The following is a 15,464-nucleotide window of genomic DNA, read 5'->3' as shown; positions in this document are numbered from 1 at the left end:
ACGTCCGGCCTCGTTCGTGTCCAGCAGGATCAGCGTCCGAACTCGAACCCGGCGCCGGGGATGGCGGCCAGGAGGTCCTTCGTGTACTGCTCCTTCGGGGCGGCGAAGACCTCGTCGGTCGTCGCCTTCTCGACGATCTTGCCCTGGCGCATGACGCACACGTTGTCCGCGACCAGGCGGACGACCGCCAGGTCGTGCGTGATGAAGAGGTAGGTCAGGCCGAGTTCGGTCTGCAGCTCCGTCAGCAGGTCGAGGATCTGCCCCTGCACGAGCACGTCGAGCGCGGAGACGGCCTCGTCGAGGACGATGACCTCCGGCTTGAGTGCGAGCGCGCGGGCGACGGCGATGCGCTGCCGCTGCCCGCCCGAGAGCTCGTTCGGGTAGCGGTTGACCATCGACTTCGGCAGCGCGACCTGGTCGAGCAGCTCGAGCACGCGGGCCCGGCGCGATGCCTTGTCGCCCACCTTGTGCGTGGCGAGCGGCTCGGCGATCGTGTTCCCGACGTTGTACATCGGGTCCAGCGAGCCGTACGGGTCCTGGAACACCGGCTGCACGCGGCGGCGGAAGTCGAAGAGGTCCTTGCCCTTCAGCGCGCCGATGTCGATGCCGTCGAACTGCACGGTGCCGCTCGAGATGCTCTCGAGCTGCAGCACCAGCTTGGCGACGGTCGACTTGCCCGAACCGGACTCGCCGACGAGCGCCGTGGTGGTGCCCTTCGGGATCGCGAACGACACGTCGTCGACGGCCTTGAGCTCGCGGGTGGCGAGGCTCTTGCCGCGCAGCTTGTAGATCTTCTCGAGGTTCTTCACCACGATGAGGTCCTCGGCGGGACGGTGCTCGCGCTCCTGCGCCCGGGCGATGAGCTCGGCGTCGTCGTTGCCGGCGTCGGCGATCTCGATGCGCTCGTGCTGCACCTTCGACTGGATGCGGCGGCTCGCGAGCGAGGGCGCCGCGGCGACCAGGCGCTGCGTGTACGGGTGCTGCGGGTTGGCCAGGATCTCCTTCGAGGGACCGGCCTCGACGACCTGGCCCTTGTACATCACGACGAGCTTCTCGGCGCGCTCGGCGGCGAGGCCGAGGTCGTGCGTGATGAACAGCACCGAGGTGCCGAAGTCGCGGGTCAGGCTCTCGAGGTGGTCGAGGATGACGCGCTGGACCGTGACGTCGAGCGCGCTCGTCGGCTCGTCGGCGATGAGCAGCTGCGGGCGGCTCGACAGACCGATGCCGATGAGCACGCGCTGTCGCATACCGCCGGAGAACTCGTGCGGGTACTGCTTGAGGCGGGTCGAGGCGTCGCCGAGGCCCGCTTCCTTCAGGACCTCGATCGCACGGTCGCGGACGGCCTTCTTGCCGGTGGCCATGCCGTTCGCACGGATCGCCTCCTCGACCTGGAAACCGATCGACCACAGCGGGTTGAGGTTCGACATCGGGTCCTGCGGGACGTAGCCGATCTCCTTCCCGCGGATCTCGGACATCTCCTTGTCGCTCAGCCCGACGAGCTCGCGCCCGTTGAACTTGATCGACCCGCCGGTGACCTGGCCGGTGCCGGGCAGCAGCTTGATGATCGCCTGGGCGCTCGTCGACTTGCCGGAACCGGACTCGCCGACGATGGCCAGGCGCTCGCCCTGCTCGAGGGTGAGGTCGACACTGCGCACGGCCTGCACGAGACCGGACTGCGTCTTGAAGCCGACCTGCAGGTCGCGGATCTCGAGCAGCGGGGCGCCGTCGGCGTTGGTGCGTCGGCCGGTGGGGTTGGTCAGCGTCTCGCTCATCGGCGGGCCCTCGCCTTCGGGTCGAGCGCGTCGCGCACCACGTCACCGAGGAGCAGGAACGCGAGCACGGTGATGGACAGCGCGGCCGACGGCCAGAAGATCGTCGAGGGGTTGGTGCGGATCGACGTCTGCGCCGTGCCGATGTCGAGACCCCAGCTGAGGGCCGACGGCGGCAGTCCGATGCCGAGGAACGACAGGGTCGCCTCGGCCACGATGAAGGAGCCGAGCGAGACGGTCGCGACCACGATGACCGGAGCCAGCGAGTTCGGGATGACGTGGCGCAGCAGCGTCTTGAACCGGCTGACGCCGAGGGCCGCCGACGCCATGACGTAGTCGGCCTGCTTGGCGCTCAGGACAGCACCACGCATGATGCGGGCGATCTGCGGCCACGCGAACGCGGCGAGCACGAGCGCGACGGTGATCGCGTTCCGCGCGGGGATGACGGACATGATCACGATCGCACCGAGGACGGTGGGGATCGAGAAGAAGATGTCGCCGATGCGGGACACGATCGTGTCGAGCCAGCCGCCGTAGAAACCGGCCAGCGCGCCGATCACGATGCCGACCAGCGACACCAGGACCGTCGCGACGATGCCGACGATGAGCGAGTTCTGGGCGCCCCAGATCACGCGGGCGTAGACGTCGGAGCCCTGGCGCGTGAAGCCCAGGATGTGCCCGGCCTCGGGTCCGCCGTCACTGTTGTCGAGGTTCGACGCCCGCGGGTCGACGTGGGCGAAGAGCCCGGGGAAGACCGCGACGACGATGATCAGCAGGATCAGGATCGAGGAGATCCAGAACGTCGGACGGGTCCGCATGGACTCCCAGGCGTCGGTCCACAGGGAACGGGTCTTCTCGTCCTCGTTGACCTGGTCGATCGCCTGCAGGGGCGTTTCCTCCAGCGGGGCGACGAAGTGCGTCGCCGAACGGGGTGCGGCGTTACTTGGCATAGCGGATCCTCGGGTCCAGGACGGCGTAGAGCAGGTCCACCAGGAGGTTGGCGAGCATGAAGATGATGACCATCACGGCGACGAAGGAGACCACCGTCGGGCCCTCGCCGAGCTTGACGGCGCGGAACACCGTGCCGCCGACACCGTTGATGTTGAAGATGCCCTCGGTGACGATCGCGCCGACCATCAGGTTGCCGATGTCGACACCCAGGTAGGTCACCACGGGGATGAGCGAGTTCCGGAAGATGTGCACGCCGACCACACGACGACGGGGCAGGCCCTTCGCGGTCGCGGTGCGCACGAAGTCCGCCGTGGTGTTCTCGGCGACGCTGGCGCGGGTGAGGCGCACGATGTAGGCGAACGACACCGTCGCGAGCACGATGGCGGGCAGGACGAGCTCGGACCAGGGGGCCTCTCCGGACACCGTGACCCGGAACAACCCGAGCTTGATGCCGAACACGTACTGCAGCAGGAACCCGACGACGAAGGTCGGCACCGAGATGAGCAGGAGCGACACGACCAGGGCGGTGGCGTCGAACAGCTTGCCCTTGCGCAGACCCGCGATGACACCGACGACGATGCCGGCGACGGCCTCGAACACGAGCGCGAGGATCGCCAGGCGAGCGGTGATCGGGAACGCCGAGGCGAGCTGCTGGCTGACCGGCAGACCGGAGTAGGTCACGCCGAGGTCGCCGCGGAACACGCCGCCGATCCAGAGCAGGTACTGGACGATGAACGGCTTGTCCAGGTTGTACTGCTGGCGCAGGGTCTCGATGACCTGCGGCGACGGCTGGCGGTCGCCGAACAGTGCTGCGATCGGGTCGCCGGGCAGCGAGAACACCATGAAGTAGATGAGGAACGTGGCCCCGAAGAACACGGGGATGAGTTGCAGGAGGCGCTTGCCGAGGTACCAGAGCATCAGATCCCTGCCCGGTCCGGAGCGATGTCGATCAGGTTCATTGTGGTGAGGGGTGGACGTTCCGAGGGTCGGCACGGATGTCCGGTTCGGGCGGCGGCGCCCGATGTGGTGGGGGAAGGTGTTGCCGCCGAGGTACGGGGGTTCGGGGACCTGTGCGGTCCCCGAACCCCCGTCCGGTGGTCGCGAGGCAGGATACCTGCCCACGCGGTGCTCTCGAGGAGAGCGGTGTTACTTCGTGACCTCGATGTCGTAGTACAGCGGCACCGAGTTCCAACCGAACTTCACGTTGGACACGTTGTCGGCGTTCCAGACACCGGTGACGTTCGAGTACCAGAGCGGGATCTCCGGGAGGTCCTTGAACAGGAGCTCCTGGGCCTGGTCGAAGGACTTGTTGCCCTCTTCGACCGTGGCGGCCGAACGGCCCTCGGCGAGCAGGTCGTTGTACTCCTTGGAGTCGTACCGCGAGTAGTTGTTCGACGAGCCCTCACCCATGGTCGGGCCGAGGAAGTTGTACAGCGACGGGTAGTCGGCCTGCCAACCGGTGCGGCTGCCGCCCGTGAGCTTGTCGTTCGTCTGGAGGTCAAGGGCCTCCTGGAACGTCGGGATCGCGTTGCCCTCGGCCTTGATGCCGAGCGTGTTCGAGATCGAGTTCGTGACCGCGGTCACCCACGCCTCGTGCCCACCGTCGGCGTTGTACGTGATGGTGAGGGTGTCGTCGTACTTCGAGATCTTGTCGGCCTCGGCCCACAGCTTCTTGGCCTCGGACTCGTTGTAGTCCAGGACGTCGGAGCCGTCGAGGTCGTCGTTCCAGCCCGCGATGACCGGCGACGTGAAGTCCTTCGCCGGGGTGCGCGTGCCGTCGAAGATCTTGTCGGTGATCTGCTTGCGGTTGATGGCCATCGAGACGGCCTCACGACGCAGCGTGCCTTCCTCGCCCTTCCAGTGGTCGAGGTAGTACGGCAGGTAGATCGCCTGGAAGATGGCGGCCGGCTGGTTGACGTTCGAGTCCGGGAAGTCCGACTTGTACGTCGCGAAGGCTGCATCCGGCACGGCGTCGAGGACGTCGAGGTTGCCGCCCTGCGCGTCGGAGTACGCGGTGTCCTGCGAGGCGTAGAACGTGATCGTCAGACCACCGTTCTTCGGCTTGCGCTTGCCCTCGTAGTCCTTGTTGGTGACGAGCTTGATGGACTGGTTGTGCGTCCAGGCCTTCTTGCCGTCGAGCTTGTACGGACCGTTGCCGATCGGGCTCTCACCGAACGCCTTGGTGTCGTCGTAGAACGAGGACGGCAGCGGCACGAACGCCGAGTAGCCGAGCGACAGCGGGAAGTCCGACTGGGCCGACTTCAGCGTGACGGTGAACTCGTCGTCATCGACGACCTTGAGGCCCGTGAGCTCCGAGTCCTTGTCGGCGTTGTAGCCCTCGATGTTCTCGAAGAAGTAGCTGGCGCCCTGGGCGTTCGACTTCTGCGCGGCCCAGTTCCAGGCCTTGGTGAAGGACTCCGCGGTGACCTTCTCGCCGTTCGTGAACGTGTAGTTCGTGTTCAGCTTGATGTCGAAGGTCTTCGAGTCATCGGTGTCGATGCTCTTCGCGACCTCGTTGACGGACTTGCCGTCGGCGTCGTAGGACACGAGGCCCTCGAAGAGCGAGTCGATGATCTTGCCGCCACCGGTCTCGGTGGTGTTCGACGGGATCAGCGGGTTCTGCGGCTCGCTGCCGTTGGTCGTGACGATGCCGGAGGCGTTGGACGAGCCCGAGCCACCCCCACTGTTGCTGTTGCTGGAGCAGGCGGTCAGGGCGAGTGCTGTGGCCCCGAGCACGGCGAGGGCTGTGAGCCCGGCGCGCTTCTTGATCAAGGTTCCTCCTGGTGCATGGGACGCGCAAGGGCACAGCGGTGTCACCCGGGCGCGTTTGACATCTGCACTGTAGGCAAGGTGGACAGCAGCCTCCAAACCCTGGAGCGAACGGTTACAAGCCGGTAACCAACTTGCACGATCCTTGCGAGAAGATGCAAGATTCGCGCGCTTGCTGAACGCCCTCGCGCTTTTGTTGCATCTGCATGAAATTCGTTGCACTGCGACACAGTTCTGTGCAAGGAAGACCTGTTCCGAGTCCCCCTCAGGACCCGGGCATCCGCGTCGCACCAGCCGTACCGTGAACACGTGCTCGCGAACGACATCCCTCATCTCCACGTCCCCTCCTCCCCCACCGTCAGCGGTGATCCCGGGGACGGCGGAGCGGCCTTCGTCGCGGTCTCCCGTCCGGACCTCGATCAGGACGCGTACCGCAGCACCATCGAACGCATGAGCGCCGAGGGCGTGGTCCGCTGGACGTCCGGCGACCGCGACTCCTCGCCGGCCTTGTCCCCCGACGGTCGCTCGCTCGCCTTCCTCCGGTCCGTCCAGGACGACCACGGCGTCGCCCACCCACAGCTCGCCGTCGCACCGGTGCACGGCGGCGAGGCCCGCGTCCTCACCGCGCTCCCCCTCGGTGCCGGCGACCCCGTCTGGTCGCCCGACTCGACACGTGTCGCGGTGACCGCACGGTTCCCCGAACCCGGGCGCTACGGCTCCGCAGTCCCCGGCGGCGACCGTCGCCCGGCAGCGGCCGCCGAGGCGCCGCGGCTCGTGTCGCGGCTCGACTTCCACGTCGACGGCACGGGGTACCTGCTCGACAAGCCGCAGCAGATCGTGGTCGTCGACGTCACCGACCCGGCAGCGGCACCGGCGGACTCCCCGCTCACGAGCGCGCCCTGCTCGGTGTCCGCACCGGCCTGGTACCCGGACGGCGGCGCGCTCCTCGTCGTCGCCCCGCGAGACCTCGGTGCGCGTGAGACCCACGACGACGACCTGTACCGCGTCGACGCGTCCGACGGCACGATGGCGCTGGCGATCCGGACCGAGGGTTCCGTCAGCTCGATCGCGATCGCCCCGGACCGTACCGTCCACTACGTCGGGGCGTCGCACCGCGACGGGCGACTGGTCGGCGAACCCGAAGGGCTGTGGGTCGCGGCCCACGACTCCGAACCGGTCCGACTGACCGCCCGCGAGACGGTCGACGTCACCGGGACGCCGGTGTTCCACCGCGACGACGTCCTCGTGCAGGTGCTCGACCGCGGCACCGTCACCGTCCGTCGTGTCCCCGCCGGCACGACGGCTCCGCTCCGGCTCGACGAGCTCGGGGTCGTCCTCGGCGGCCGTCTGGTCGTCTCGGGCTTCGACGTCGACGGGGACGTCCTGGTCGCCACGGCTGCCACGACGGACTCGCCCGGCGAGGTGCACGTGGTCGACCTGACCGCGCCCGACGATGCGGTCCCCACGGTCCTCACCGACTACGCGGCCCCGCTCCGGTCCGAGGCATCGGCCCCCGGTGTCCGCCGCATCGAGGAGCTCACCGGCACCGCTGCCGACGGCACCCCGGTGCACGGCTGGGTCGTCCTGCCCGAGGGCGAGGGGCCGCACCCCGTCCTCCGGGTGGTGCACGGCGGACCGTTCGGCCAGGACACCTGGGCGTTCTTCGACGAGGCGCAGGTCTACGCCAGCGCCGGGTACGCCGTCGTCATCGGCAACCCGCGAGGTTCCGGTGGCTACGGACTCGACCACGGCCGCGCGGTCATCGGGGCGATGGGCACCGTCGACGTCGACGACGTGCTCGCCCTGCTCGACGCAGCGCTCGAGCGCCCCGACCTCGACGCGGCACGCGTCGGCATCATGGGCGGCTCGTACGGCGGGTTCATGACGAGCTGGGTCGCCGCCCACCACGGCGAGCGGTTCATCGCCGCGTGGAGCGAGCGCGCCGTGAACGCGTGGGACTCGTTCGCGGGCAGCTCCGACATCGGTTGGTACTTCGCCGACGCGTACGTCGGTGCCGACCCGGAAGAGCAGCGTCGCCGGAGCCCGCTGACGTACGCCGCGCAGGTCACCATCCCGTTCATGGTCGCGCACTCGGAAGCGGACTGGCGCTGCCCGATCGAGCAGGGGCAGCGCCAGTTCGTGGCCCTCCGGCGCGGAGGGGTCGACGCATCGTTCCTCGTGTTCCCGGGCGAGGGCCACGAGCTCTCCCGCTCCGGCACGCCGTGGCACCGCGTGCAGCGGTTCGAGCACGTCCTCGCCTGGTGGGCGGAGCACCTGCCCGTCACGCCGGTGGACGCGGGTCGCTAGGCGAACGCCTCCACCGGCGGGCACGCGCACACCAGGTTGCGGTCGCCGTACGCCTGGTCGATCCGGCGCACCGGCGGCCAGTACTTGCGGCCGCTGATGCCCGGCAGCGGGTAGACAGCCTGCTCGCGGGTGTAGGCGTGCTCCCACTCCCCCGAGATCACCGAGGACGCCGTGTGCGGGGCGTGCACGAGCGGGTTGTCGTCCGCCGGCCACTCCCCGCGCTCCACGGCCGAGGCCTCGGCACGGATGGCGAGCATCGCGTCGACGAACCGGTCGAGCTCGGCCAGGTCCTCGCTCTCGGTCGGCTCCACCATCAGGGTGCCGGCGACCGGGAACGACATGGTCGGGGCGTGGAAGCCGTAGTCGACCAGGCGTTTGGCGACGTCGTCGACGGTGATGCCGGTGGTGTCGCGCAACGGTCGCAGGTCGAGGATGCACTCGTGCGCGACGAGGCCGTCCTCGCCCGTGTAGAGCACTGGGAACGCGTCGCGCAGTCGGGCCGCGATGTAGTTCGCCCCGAGCACGGCTGCCTCGGTCGCACGGGTGAGGCCCTCGAGCCCCATCATCCGGACGTAGGTCCACGTGATGGGCAGGATGCTCGGGCTGCCGTACGGGGCCGCGCTGACCGGGCCGCCGGCGTGCGCCAGGCGGTCCTCGGCCTCGGCCTCGGTCGAACCGGGCCGTCGGTCGGCCTGCTGGGCGAACGGGTGCCCCGGCAGGTACGGCGCCAGGTGCGCCTTCGCCGCGACCGGACCGACACCGGGTCCGCCACCGCCGTGCGGGATGCAGAAGGTCTTGTGCAGGTTGAGGTGCGAGACGTCGCCGCCGAAGTCGCCGAAGCGGGCGTGGCCGAGCAGCGCGTTGAGGTTCGCGCCGTCGACGTAGACCTGGCCGCCGGCGTCGTGCACGGCGTCGCAGATCTCGCGGATGTCGTGCTCGTACACGCCGTGGGTGGACGGGTACGTGATCATCAGCGCCGCGAGGGTGTCGGCGTGCTGTTCCGTCTTCGCGCGGAGGTCGGCGAGGTCGACGTTGCCGTTCTCGTCGCAGGCGACCACGACGACCTTCATGCCGGCGAGCACCGCGGACGCGGCGTTCGTCCCGTGCGCGCTCGACGGGATGAGGCAGACGGTGCGCTCGGTGTCGCCGTTCGCCAGGTGGTACCCGCGGATCGCGAGGAGTCCGGCGAGCTCGCCCTGGCTGCCGGCGTTCGGCTGCAGGGACACGGTGTCGTACCCGGTGACCTCGGCCAGCCAGGACTCCAGGTCACCGATCATGTCGAGGTAGCCCTCGACGTCGCCGCGCGGCGCGAACGGGTGGATGTTCGCGAACTCCGGCCACGTCACCGCGGCCATCTCGGTCGCCGCGTTGAGCTTCATCGTGCAGCTGCCGAGCGGGATCATGCCCCGGTCGAGCGCGTAGTCCTTGTCCGCCAGGTGCTTCAGGTACCGCATCATGCGGGTCTCGCTGCGGTGGGCGCTGAAGACGGGGTGCGTCAGGTAGTCGCTCTCGCGCAGCAGACCGGCCGGGAGGCCCGTGGCCGCGTCACGCACGGCGGCCTCGGTCGCGGGGACGGTCACGTCCACGGCCCCGAACACGCCCGCCAGGCGCGTGACGTCGTCGGGCGTGGTCGTCTCGTCGACGGAGAGCTGGAACACGTCCTCGTCCACCTGGTGCAGCAGGAAGTCGGCGTCCTGCGCTGCGCTGATGATCGCCCCGGCGCGACCGGTGGCCCGCAGGGTGAGCGTGTCGAAGAACGCGTCGTGCACGACCTCGAGCCCGGCGTCACGGGCGACCGCGGCGAGCGCCGACGTCGTCCGGGCGACCCGGTCCGCGATGAAGCGCAGCCCCTCGGGCCCGTGGTAGACGGCGTACATCGAGGCCATCACGGCGAGCAGGACCTGCGCGGTGCAGATGTTGCTCGTCGCCTTCTCGCGGCGGATGTGCTGCTCGCGGGTCTGCAGGCTGAGGCGGTAGGCCATCGCACCGTCGGCGTCGAAGGACACCCCGACCAGGCGACCGGGCAGCTGGCGTTCGAGGCCGGCCCGGACGGCGAGGTACCCGGCGTGCGGGCCACCGAAGCCGAGCGGGACGCCGAAGCGCTGGCTCGTGCCCACGGCGACGTCGGCACCCAGGTCACCGGGGCTGGCGAGCAGGGTCATGGCGAGCAGGTCGGCCGCGACGACGGCGATGCCGCCGCCGGCGTGGACGCGCTCGATGATCGGCGACGGGTCGACGATCCGGCCGGAGGCACCGGGGTACTGCACGATCACGCCGAAGGCCCCGTCGAGCTGGGCGTCGGTCGGCCCGACGACGGGGTCGAACGCACGCAGCGTGATGCCGACGGCGTCGGCGCGGTGGTCGAGCAGCGCGCGGGTCTGCGGCAGCAGGTCGTCGTCGACCAGGAACGCGTCGCCCTTCACCTTGGACGCGCGGCGGGCGAGGAGCATGCCCTCGACCACGGCGGTGCCCTCGTCGAGCATCGAGGCACCGGCGGTGGCCATGCCCGTCAGGTCGGAGACCATCGTCTGGAAGTTGATGAGCGCTTCGAGCCGGCCCTGCGAGATCTCCGGCTGGTACGGCGTGTAGGCCGTGTACCAGCTCGGGTTCTCGAGCACGTTCCGCTGGATCACGGCGGGGGTGTGGGTGCCGTGGTAGCCGAGGCCGATCATGGCGCGGCGGACGGTGTTGCGTCCGGCCTTGGCGCGGAGTTCGGCGAGCGCCTCGGTCTCGCCGATGGCGGCGGGGATCACCGAGCCGGTGACGGGTGCCGCGTGGATCGACTCCGGGATCGCGGCGCGGACCAGCGCGTCGAGCGACGGCCGACCGACGGTGTCGAGCATCGTCTGCTGGTCGGCCGGGGTGGTGCCGATGTGGCGGTCGGCGAACGAGGTCTGCAGGTTCTGGAACCCCTGCTGGTCGTCGGGGCCGGTCATGCGATGGACGCCCGGTACGCGTCGTGGTCCATCAGGTCCTCGGGGAACGAGGTGCCGTCGACCTTGATCTTCACGAGCCAGCCGGTGCCGAACGGGTCCTGGTTGACCGTGTCGGGGGCGTCGACCACGGCGTCGTTGACCGCGACGACCTCGCCCTCGATCGGCGCGAAGAGCTCGCCGACGCTCTTGGTGGACTCGATCTCGCCGATCTGCTCGCCCGCGGTAGTGGCGGTGCCGACGGCGGGGAGCTCGACGTAGACGACGTCACCGAGCTGCTCGGCGGCGTGGTCGGTGATGCCGACGGTGACGGTGTCGCCCTCGACGAGGAGCCACTCGTGGTCGGCGGTGTACTGGAGTGCGGTCTGGTCGCTCACGGGATCAGCCTTTCTGAGGACGGCGGTAGAAGGGGAACGCGGTGACGGTGCTGGGGATGGCCGTTCCGCGGACGTCGATGTGCAGGACTTGTCCCTCGGTGGCGAGCGCCGGGTCCACGAAGGCCATCGCGACCGGGTGGCCGAGCGTCGGCGAGAGGGCACCCGAGGTGACGGTGCCGACGACCGTGCCGTCGTGCACCACGTCGTAGCCGGCACGCGGGGCGCGGCGGCCCTCGGTGACGAGCCCGACGAGCACGCGGGCGTCGTCCGACGGCGCGACACCGGCAGCGCCGACGAAGTCACCGCTCTTGGCGACCACGCGGCCGAGGCCTGCCTGGGCGGGGCGCACGTCGGTGCCGAGCTCGTGCCCGTACAGGGGCATGCCGGCCTCGAGCCGCAGGGTGTCGCGCGCCGCGAGCCCGGCGGGGACGACACCGCGGTCGGCGCCGGCCTCGAGCAGCGCGTCCCAGATCGCCGGGGCGACCTCCGGTGCGCTGTACAGCTCGAAGCCGTCCTCGCCGGTGTACCCGGTGCGGGCGACGAGCACCTCGGAGCCGTCGAACACGGCGTGCAGGGCGCGGTAGTACCCGAGGTCGTCGAGGGGGCTCTCCGGCTGCAGGCGGTCGGCGACGACGAGGGCGTCGAGCGTGCCGGCGGCCGCGGGGCCCTGGATCGCGACGAGTGCGGTGCTGTCCGAGTCGTCCGACACCGCGACGTCGAACCCGTCGGTGCGCGCGGACAGTGCGGCGACGGCGACCTCGCGGTTCGAGGCGTTCGCGACGACGAGGAACACGTCGTCGTCGGTGCGGTACACGACGAGGTCGTCGAGGATCCCGCCGTCCTCAGCGAGCAGCAGGGAGTACTTCGCGCGGCCGAGCGGCATCGCGCCGAAGGAGCCGGCGAGCGCGTGGTCGAGGAACGCGACGGCGTCCGGACCGGTGACGCCGATCTCGGCCATGTGCGACAGGTCGAAGACCCCGGCCGACTGGCGCACGGCGTGGTGCTCGGCGAGGTCGGACGAGTACCGCACGGGCATGCGGTACCCGGCGAAGTCGGTGAAGGTCGCACCGGCGGCTTCGTGCGCGGGTTCGAGCGGGGACGAACGCAGTGGCGTCGGACTCATGGCGGAGTTCTCCTGGCATCAGCAGGGCCCGGCGACGATCGCCGGGTGGAACTCCCCCTCTGTCATGGGCCTGAGAGTTTCACCGCGGCCCGTGAGGTCCGGCGGCTTTCACCGTGGGCGAGACGACTGAGCGTCTGCTTTTCAGAGTGGCCTGTCCGCTGCGGTGTGGGACCTGAGAGATTGACGGGGGGATTGCTCCTTCGGTGCCGTGCGTGCACCCGAGGGCACGTGCACGGCGTCTCCCGCGACGGATGAGCGGCCGGTGTGTTCAGTTGTCCGCGCCGAGCATACCGAGACCGCGTTACGAACGTGTGTCGCGTGCCGGCCTTCGACATCTCGTAGAATGCGGGGATGGCCGGACAGCGATCACGCCCCAGGGGGCAGCTCGAGCAAGCGGTGCTCGACGCGCTCCGCTCCGTGACCGACGGCCTCACCGCACGACAGGTGCTCGATGCCTTCCCGGAGCCCCGGCCGGCGCTGACCACCGTGCTCACCGTCCTCGACCGGCTCGGCCGCAAGGGCCAGGTGGAGCGGCAGGAGCACGACGACGCCCCGCTGAGCTTCCGTGCCGTGCACAGCCGCGACGAACAGACCGCATCCCTCATGTCGAGTGCGCTCGCCGCCTCGGCCGACCGTGAAGCAGCGTTGCTACAGTTCACCGGCTCGCTCGCCTCCGACGACCTCGAGGCCCTTCGCCGCGCCCTCGACGCCCGCGCACGTTCCTGACCGGGGTCGCTCCGTGGTCGTCGCCGGCATCGCGCTCATCGTCCTCGCCCTGCTGGTGGTCGTGTTCGCCCCGAGGGTGCTGACCCGCTCCGCCTGGACCATCGACCGCCCGCGCACCGCCCTGGTGTGCTGGTCGCTCGCGGTGCTGCTCGGCGTCGTCGGGTTCGTCGCCGGCATCGCCCTCGTCGTGCTCGCCGACCGGCCGCTCACCGAGCTCCTCGGCGGTGACGGCTCCCCCACGCACGGCTTCAACGTCGGCGTCGCACTGCTCGCGGTCATCGCGTTCGTCGTCGCCGTTCGCGTCCGCCCCGGGCCCGAGCACGAGGCCGTCCGTCAGGCCATGCGCTCCGGCGTCGCGCCGCACCGCGAGATCGACGGCACCCCGGTGGCCGTCGTCGACGCGGACCACGCCCTGGCCTGCGCCGTGCCCGGGCGGAGCGGCGGTGTGCTGGTCAGCACCGGCTTGGCAGACCGGTTGCGGACAGACGAACTGGAGGCCGTGGTCGCCCACGAGCGCGCCCACCTGACCCAGCACCACGCGGCTGCGGTCGCGGTCGCCGAATCGATCGAGCGTGCGGTGCCGTGGGTGCCCGGTGCGCGCGCCATGGCGCGCTCGACGCGCGTCCTCGTGGAGTTCGCCGCCGACGACGCCGCGGCCCGACGTGTCGGACGCGACGCCCTGCGCCGGGCCGTCCTGGTGGCGGACGAGAGCAGCGCGCTCGGGGCGATCCGGGCCTCCCGTCTGTCCTGACGGGGCGATACGAGACCGCACCGTCGCCCGAACGTCTGTCCTGAGCGAGCACGTGTCGGAGGCGAGGCATATGGTGATCGGACCGTGAAGCCACTGACCGAAGCCGACATCCGATCCTCGTTCGTCAACGCCACCCCCGACGAGCTCGAGCAGCTGCCGATCCCCGGCCTGCACGAGATGCTCTGGGACGAGCGCGAGTTCCTGGGCTGGCGCGACCCGCAGGCCGCCCGCCGCGGGTACATCGTGTCCTGGATCGACGACCGCCCCGTGGGCATCATCGTCCGGTCCGCAGGCGGGTCCCTGCGCGCCGGCATCGCCGCGATGTGCTCGTTCTGCCACTCCCCGCAGCCAGCGACGCAGGTGCGGCTGTTCTCAGCACCCCGTGCGGGCGAGGCCGGGCGCAACGGCAACACGATCGGCACCTACATCTGCGAGGACCTCGGGTGCTCGATGCTCATCCGCACCGCTCCCCCGCACCTCAACCCGCCGGCGACGATCGCGATGCGCGGTGCCTCGCTGCTGCAGCGCGTGCAGAACTTCACCGCGGACATCATGAAGTCGGCGTGAGCCGCTTCGGCACCGCCCGCTGGGCCGTGGTCGAGGAACTCGGCGACGGCCGTTGGCGCCTCACCCTGCGCGACGAGGCCGACGACGAACTCGGTGCGTTCGGCCTCGGGGTCGAGGGGCCGTGGGACCCGGACGTCGAACCCCACGTCGGGTTCGTGCTCGTGCAGCTCGGGCTGACCCTGCGCGGTGCACGGCCGTGGCACGTCGACGAGCTCGGCGACCACCGGGCGCCCGTGCTCGCGCTCGGCTGAGCGAAGCGCTTCCAGCCGGGCGTCGCTCAGTCGGCGTCGCTCAGTCGGCTTCGACGAAGTTCCGCAGGATCTCGCGGTCGTCGCCGGCGCGCATCGCCCACGACAGCTCGCTGCGGTGATCGCTGTCGGTCAGCGGCAGCAGCACGACGGTGTCCGGTGCGGCGAGCGCGGCACTCTCCGGAGCGACAGTCACGCCGAGTCCCGCCCCCACCAGGTGCAGGACTGTGGCCCAGGTCGTGGCCTCCTGCACGACCACGGGCCGTCGGCCACCGGCGGTGACCGGGGCGAGGTTCCGCTCGGTCGCGAGCGAACCGGCCACGGCGGGGAAGAACACGAACGGCTCGTCCACGAGCTCGGTGCCGCGGATCGCCGCACGGCCCGCGAGCCGGTGTCCGCGTGGGACCGCCGCGACGAACGCCTCGGTCCGGAACGGCAGCAGCCGCACAGCGGGGTCCGGGTCCGGGTCGCGCACGACGGCCAGGTCGAGCTCGCCCCGCACGATCCGGGCGAGGAGCGTCGACGAGTAACCTTCGGTCAGGTCCACACGGACCAGCGGGTACCGCGCACGGAACGCCTGCACGCGCTCGATCGGCCCGAGGGGCAGCGCGGAGACGACGAACCCGACGTCGAGCCGGCCGGCCTCGCCCCGCCCGACCCGGACCGTCTCGTCGAGATCGCGGCGCACCTGCCCGAGCAACGACCGCGCACGTCCCCGCAGCACCTGGCCGGCGGCGGTGAGGGCGACGCTGCGGCTCGTCCGGACGAACAGGTCGACGCCGAGTTCGCGTTCGGTGCGGCGGATCTGCTGGGACAGCGCGGGCTGCGCGATGCGGAGGCGCTCGGCAGCGCGCCCGAAGTGCAGTTCGTCGGCCACCGCCAGGAACGCACGGAGCTGGCGGAGGTCGACGTCCGGATCCCGATCCATGCACGCAGCCTATCG

Annotated in this window: 13 protein-coding genes and 1 riboswitch; of the genes, 5 read left to right on the top strand and 8 right to left on the bottom strand. The window is 70.4% G+C overall.

Features of this window, described 5'->3' with window-relative positions; translation table 11 throughout:
- Window positions 1-29: 29 nt before the first annotated feature.
- The 4 genes from EDF23_RS10080 to EDF23_RS10065 form a co-directional block, all read right to left on the bottom strand.
- The gene (locus tag EDF23_RS10080; protein WP_131878322.1) at window positions 30-1,772 is read right to left on the bottom strand and encodes an ABC transporter ATP-binding protein; all 1,743 of its coding nucleotides are present in this window, start codon (window positions 1,770-1,772) and stop codon (window positions 30-32) included.
- Complete coding sequence (locus EDF23_RS10075) at window positions 1,769-2,719, bottom strand: ABC transporter permease (protein ID WP_123938969.1); 951 nt, start codon at window positions 2,717-2,719, stop codon at window positions 1,769-1,771. Before EDF23_RS10075 ends, EDF23_RS10080 begins: the two co-directional genes overlap by 4 nt.
- Window positions 2,709-3,638, bottom strand: coding sequence for an ABC transporter permease (locus EDF23_RS10070; RefSeq protein WP_123938970.1), 930 nt, complete (start codon window positions 3,636-3,638; stop codon window positions 2,709-2,711). The genes EDF23_RS10075 and EDF23_RS10070 overlap by 11 nt, the downstream gene beginning before the upstream one ends.
- A 228-nt stretch (window positions 3,639-3,866) precedes the next feature.
- On the bottom strand, window positions 3,867-5,492 hold the full coding sequence (locus EDF23_RS10065) for an ABC transporter substrate-binding protein (protein WP_123938971.1): 1,626 nt from the start codon (window positions 5,490-5,492) through the stop codon (window positions 3,867-3,869).
- A gap of 306 nt (window positions 5,493-5,798) precedes the next feature.
- Between EDF23_RS10065 and EDF23_RS10060 the strand changes: the two genes are divergently transcribed.
- Window positions 5,799-7,796, top strand: a complete 1,998-nt coding sequence (locus EDF23_RS10060) for a S9 family peptidase (protein ID WP_131921579.1) — start codon at window positions 5,799-5,801, stop codon at window positions 7,794-7,796.
- On the opposite strand, the gene gcvP is transcribed toward EDF23_RS10060, so the two are convergent.
- The 3 genes from gcvP to gcvT are packed head-to-tail and all read right to left on the bottom strand — an operon-like array spanning window position 7,793 to window position 12,229.
- Complete coding sequence (gene gcvP, locus EDF23_RS10055; RefSeq protein ID WP_131921578.1) at window positions 7,793-10,732, bottom strand: aminomethyl-transferring glycine dehydrogenase; 2,940 nt, start codon at window positions 10,730-10,732, stop codon at window positions 7,793-7,795. The two genes, EDF23_RS10060 and gcvP, sit on opposite strands and share 4 nt — an antisense overlap.
- Entirely contained in the window at window positions 10,729-11,106 is a 378-nt protein-coding gene (gcvH, locus tag EDF23_RS10050) for a glycine cleavage system protein GcvH (protein WP_123294121.1), read from the bottom strand. Before gcvH ends, gcvP begins: the two co-directional genes overlap by 4 nt.
- A 4-nt stretch (window positions 11,107-11,110) precedes the next feature.
- Entirely contained in the window at window positions 11,111-12,229 is a 1,119-nt protein-coding gene (gene gcvT, locus EDF23_RS10045) for a glycine cleavage system aminomethyltransferase GcvT (RefSeq protein ID WP_131921577.1), read from the bottom strand.
- A gap of 151 nt (window positions 12,230-12,380) precedes the next feature.
- Window positions 12,381-12,484, bottom strand: a riboswitch (glycine riboswitch).
- Window positions 12,485-12,580: 96 nt separating this feature from the next.
- Here gcvT and EDF23_RS10040 point away from each other — a divergent pair.
- From EDF23_RS10040 to EDF23_RS10025, 4 genes are all read left to right on the top strand, one after another.
- Window positions 12,581-12,955 carry a BlaI/MecI/CopY family transcriptional regulator gene (locus tag EDF23_RS10040; RefSeq protein WP_111084962.1) on the top strand — a complete coding sequence of 125 codons (375 nt, stop codon included), beginning with the start codon at window positions 12,581-12,583 and terminating at the stop codon, window positions 12,953-12,955.
- Between the two features lie 13 nt (window positions 12,956-12,968).
- Window positions 12,969-13,706, top strand: coding sequence for a M48 family metalloprotease (locus EDF23_RS10035; protein ID WP_111084961.1), 738 nt, complete (start codon window positions 12,969-12,971; stop codon window positions 13,704-13,706).
- 84 nt (window positions 13,707-13,790) lie between these two features.
- Complete coding sequence (locus EDF23_RS10030) at window positions 13,791-14,273, top strand: FBP domain-containing protein (protein WP_123673093.1); 483 nt, start codon at window positions 13,791-13,793, stop codon at window positions 14,271-14,273.
- On the top strand, window positions 14,270-14,524 hold the full coding sequence (locus EDF23_RS10025) for a hypothetical protein (RefSeq protein WP_111084959.1): 255 nt from the start codon (window positions 14,270-14,272) through the stop codon (window positions 14,522-14,524). The genes EDF23_RS10030 and EDF23_RS10025 overlap by 4 nt, the downstream gene beginning before the upstream one ends.
- A gap of 40 nt (window positions 14,525-14,564) precedes the next feature.
- Here EDF23_RS10025 and EDF23_RS10020 read toward each other — a convergent pair whose 3' ends face one another.
- Window positions 14,565-15,449, bottom strand: a complete 885-nt coding sequence (locus tag EDF23_RS10020; RefSeq protein ID WP_131921576.1) for a LysR substrate-binding domain-containing protein — start codon at window positions 15,447-15,449, stop codon at window positions 14,565-14,567.
- Window positions 15,450-15,464: the final 15 nt, after the last annotated feature.

The sequence above is a fragment of the Curtobacterium sp. PhB128 genome (genome assembly GCF_004340725.1).
GTDB lineage: Bacteria > Actinomycetota > Actinomycetes > Actinomycetales > Microbacteriaceae > Curtobacterium.
The sequence above is the reverse complement of the archived record's forward strand: the minus strand, read 5'-3'. Positions and strand labels throughout refer to the sequence as shown.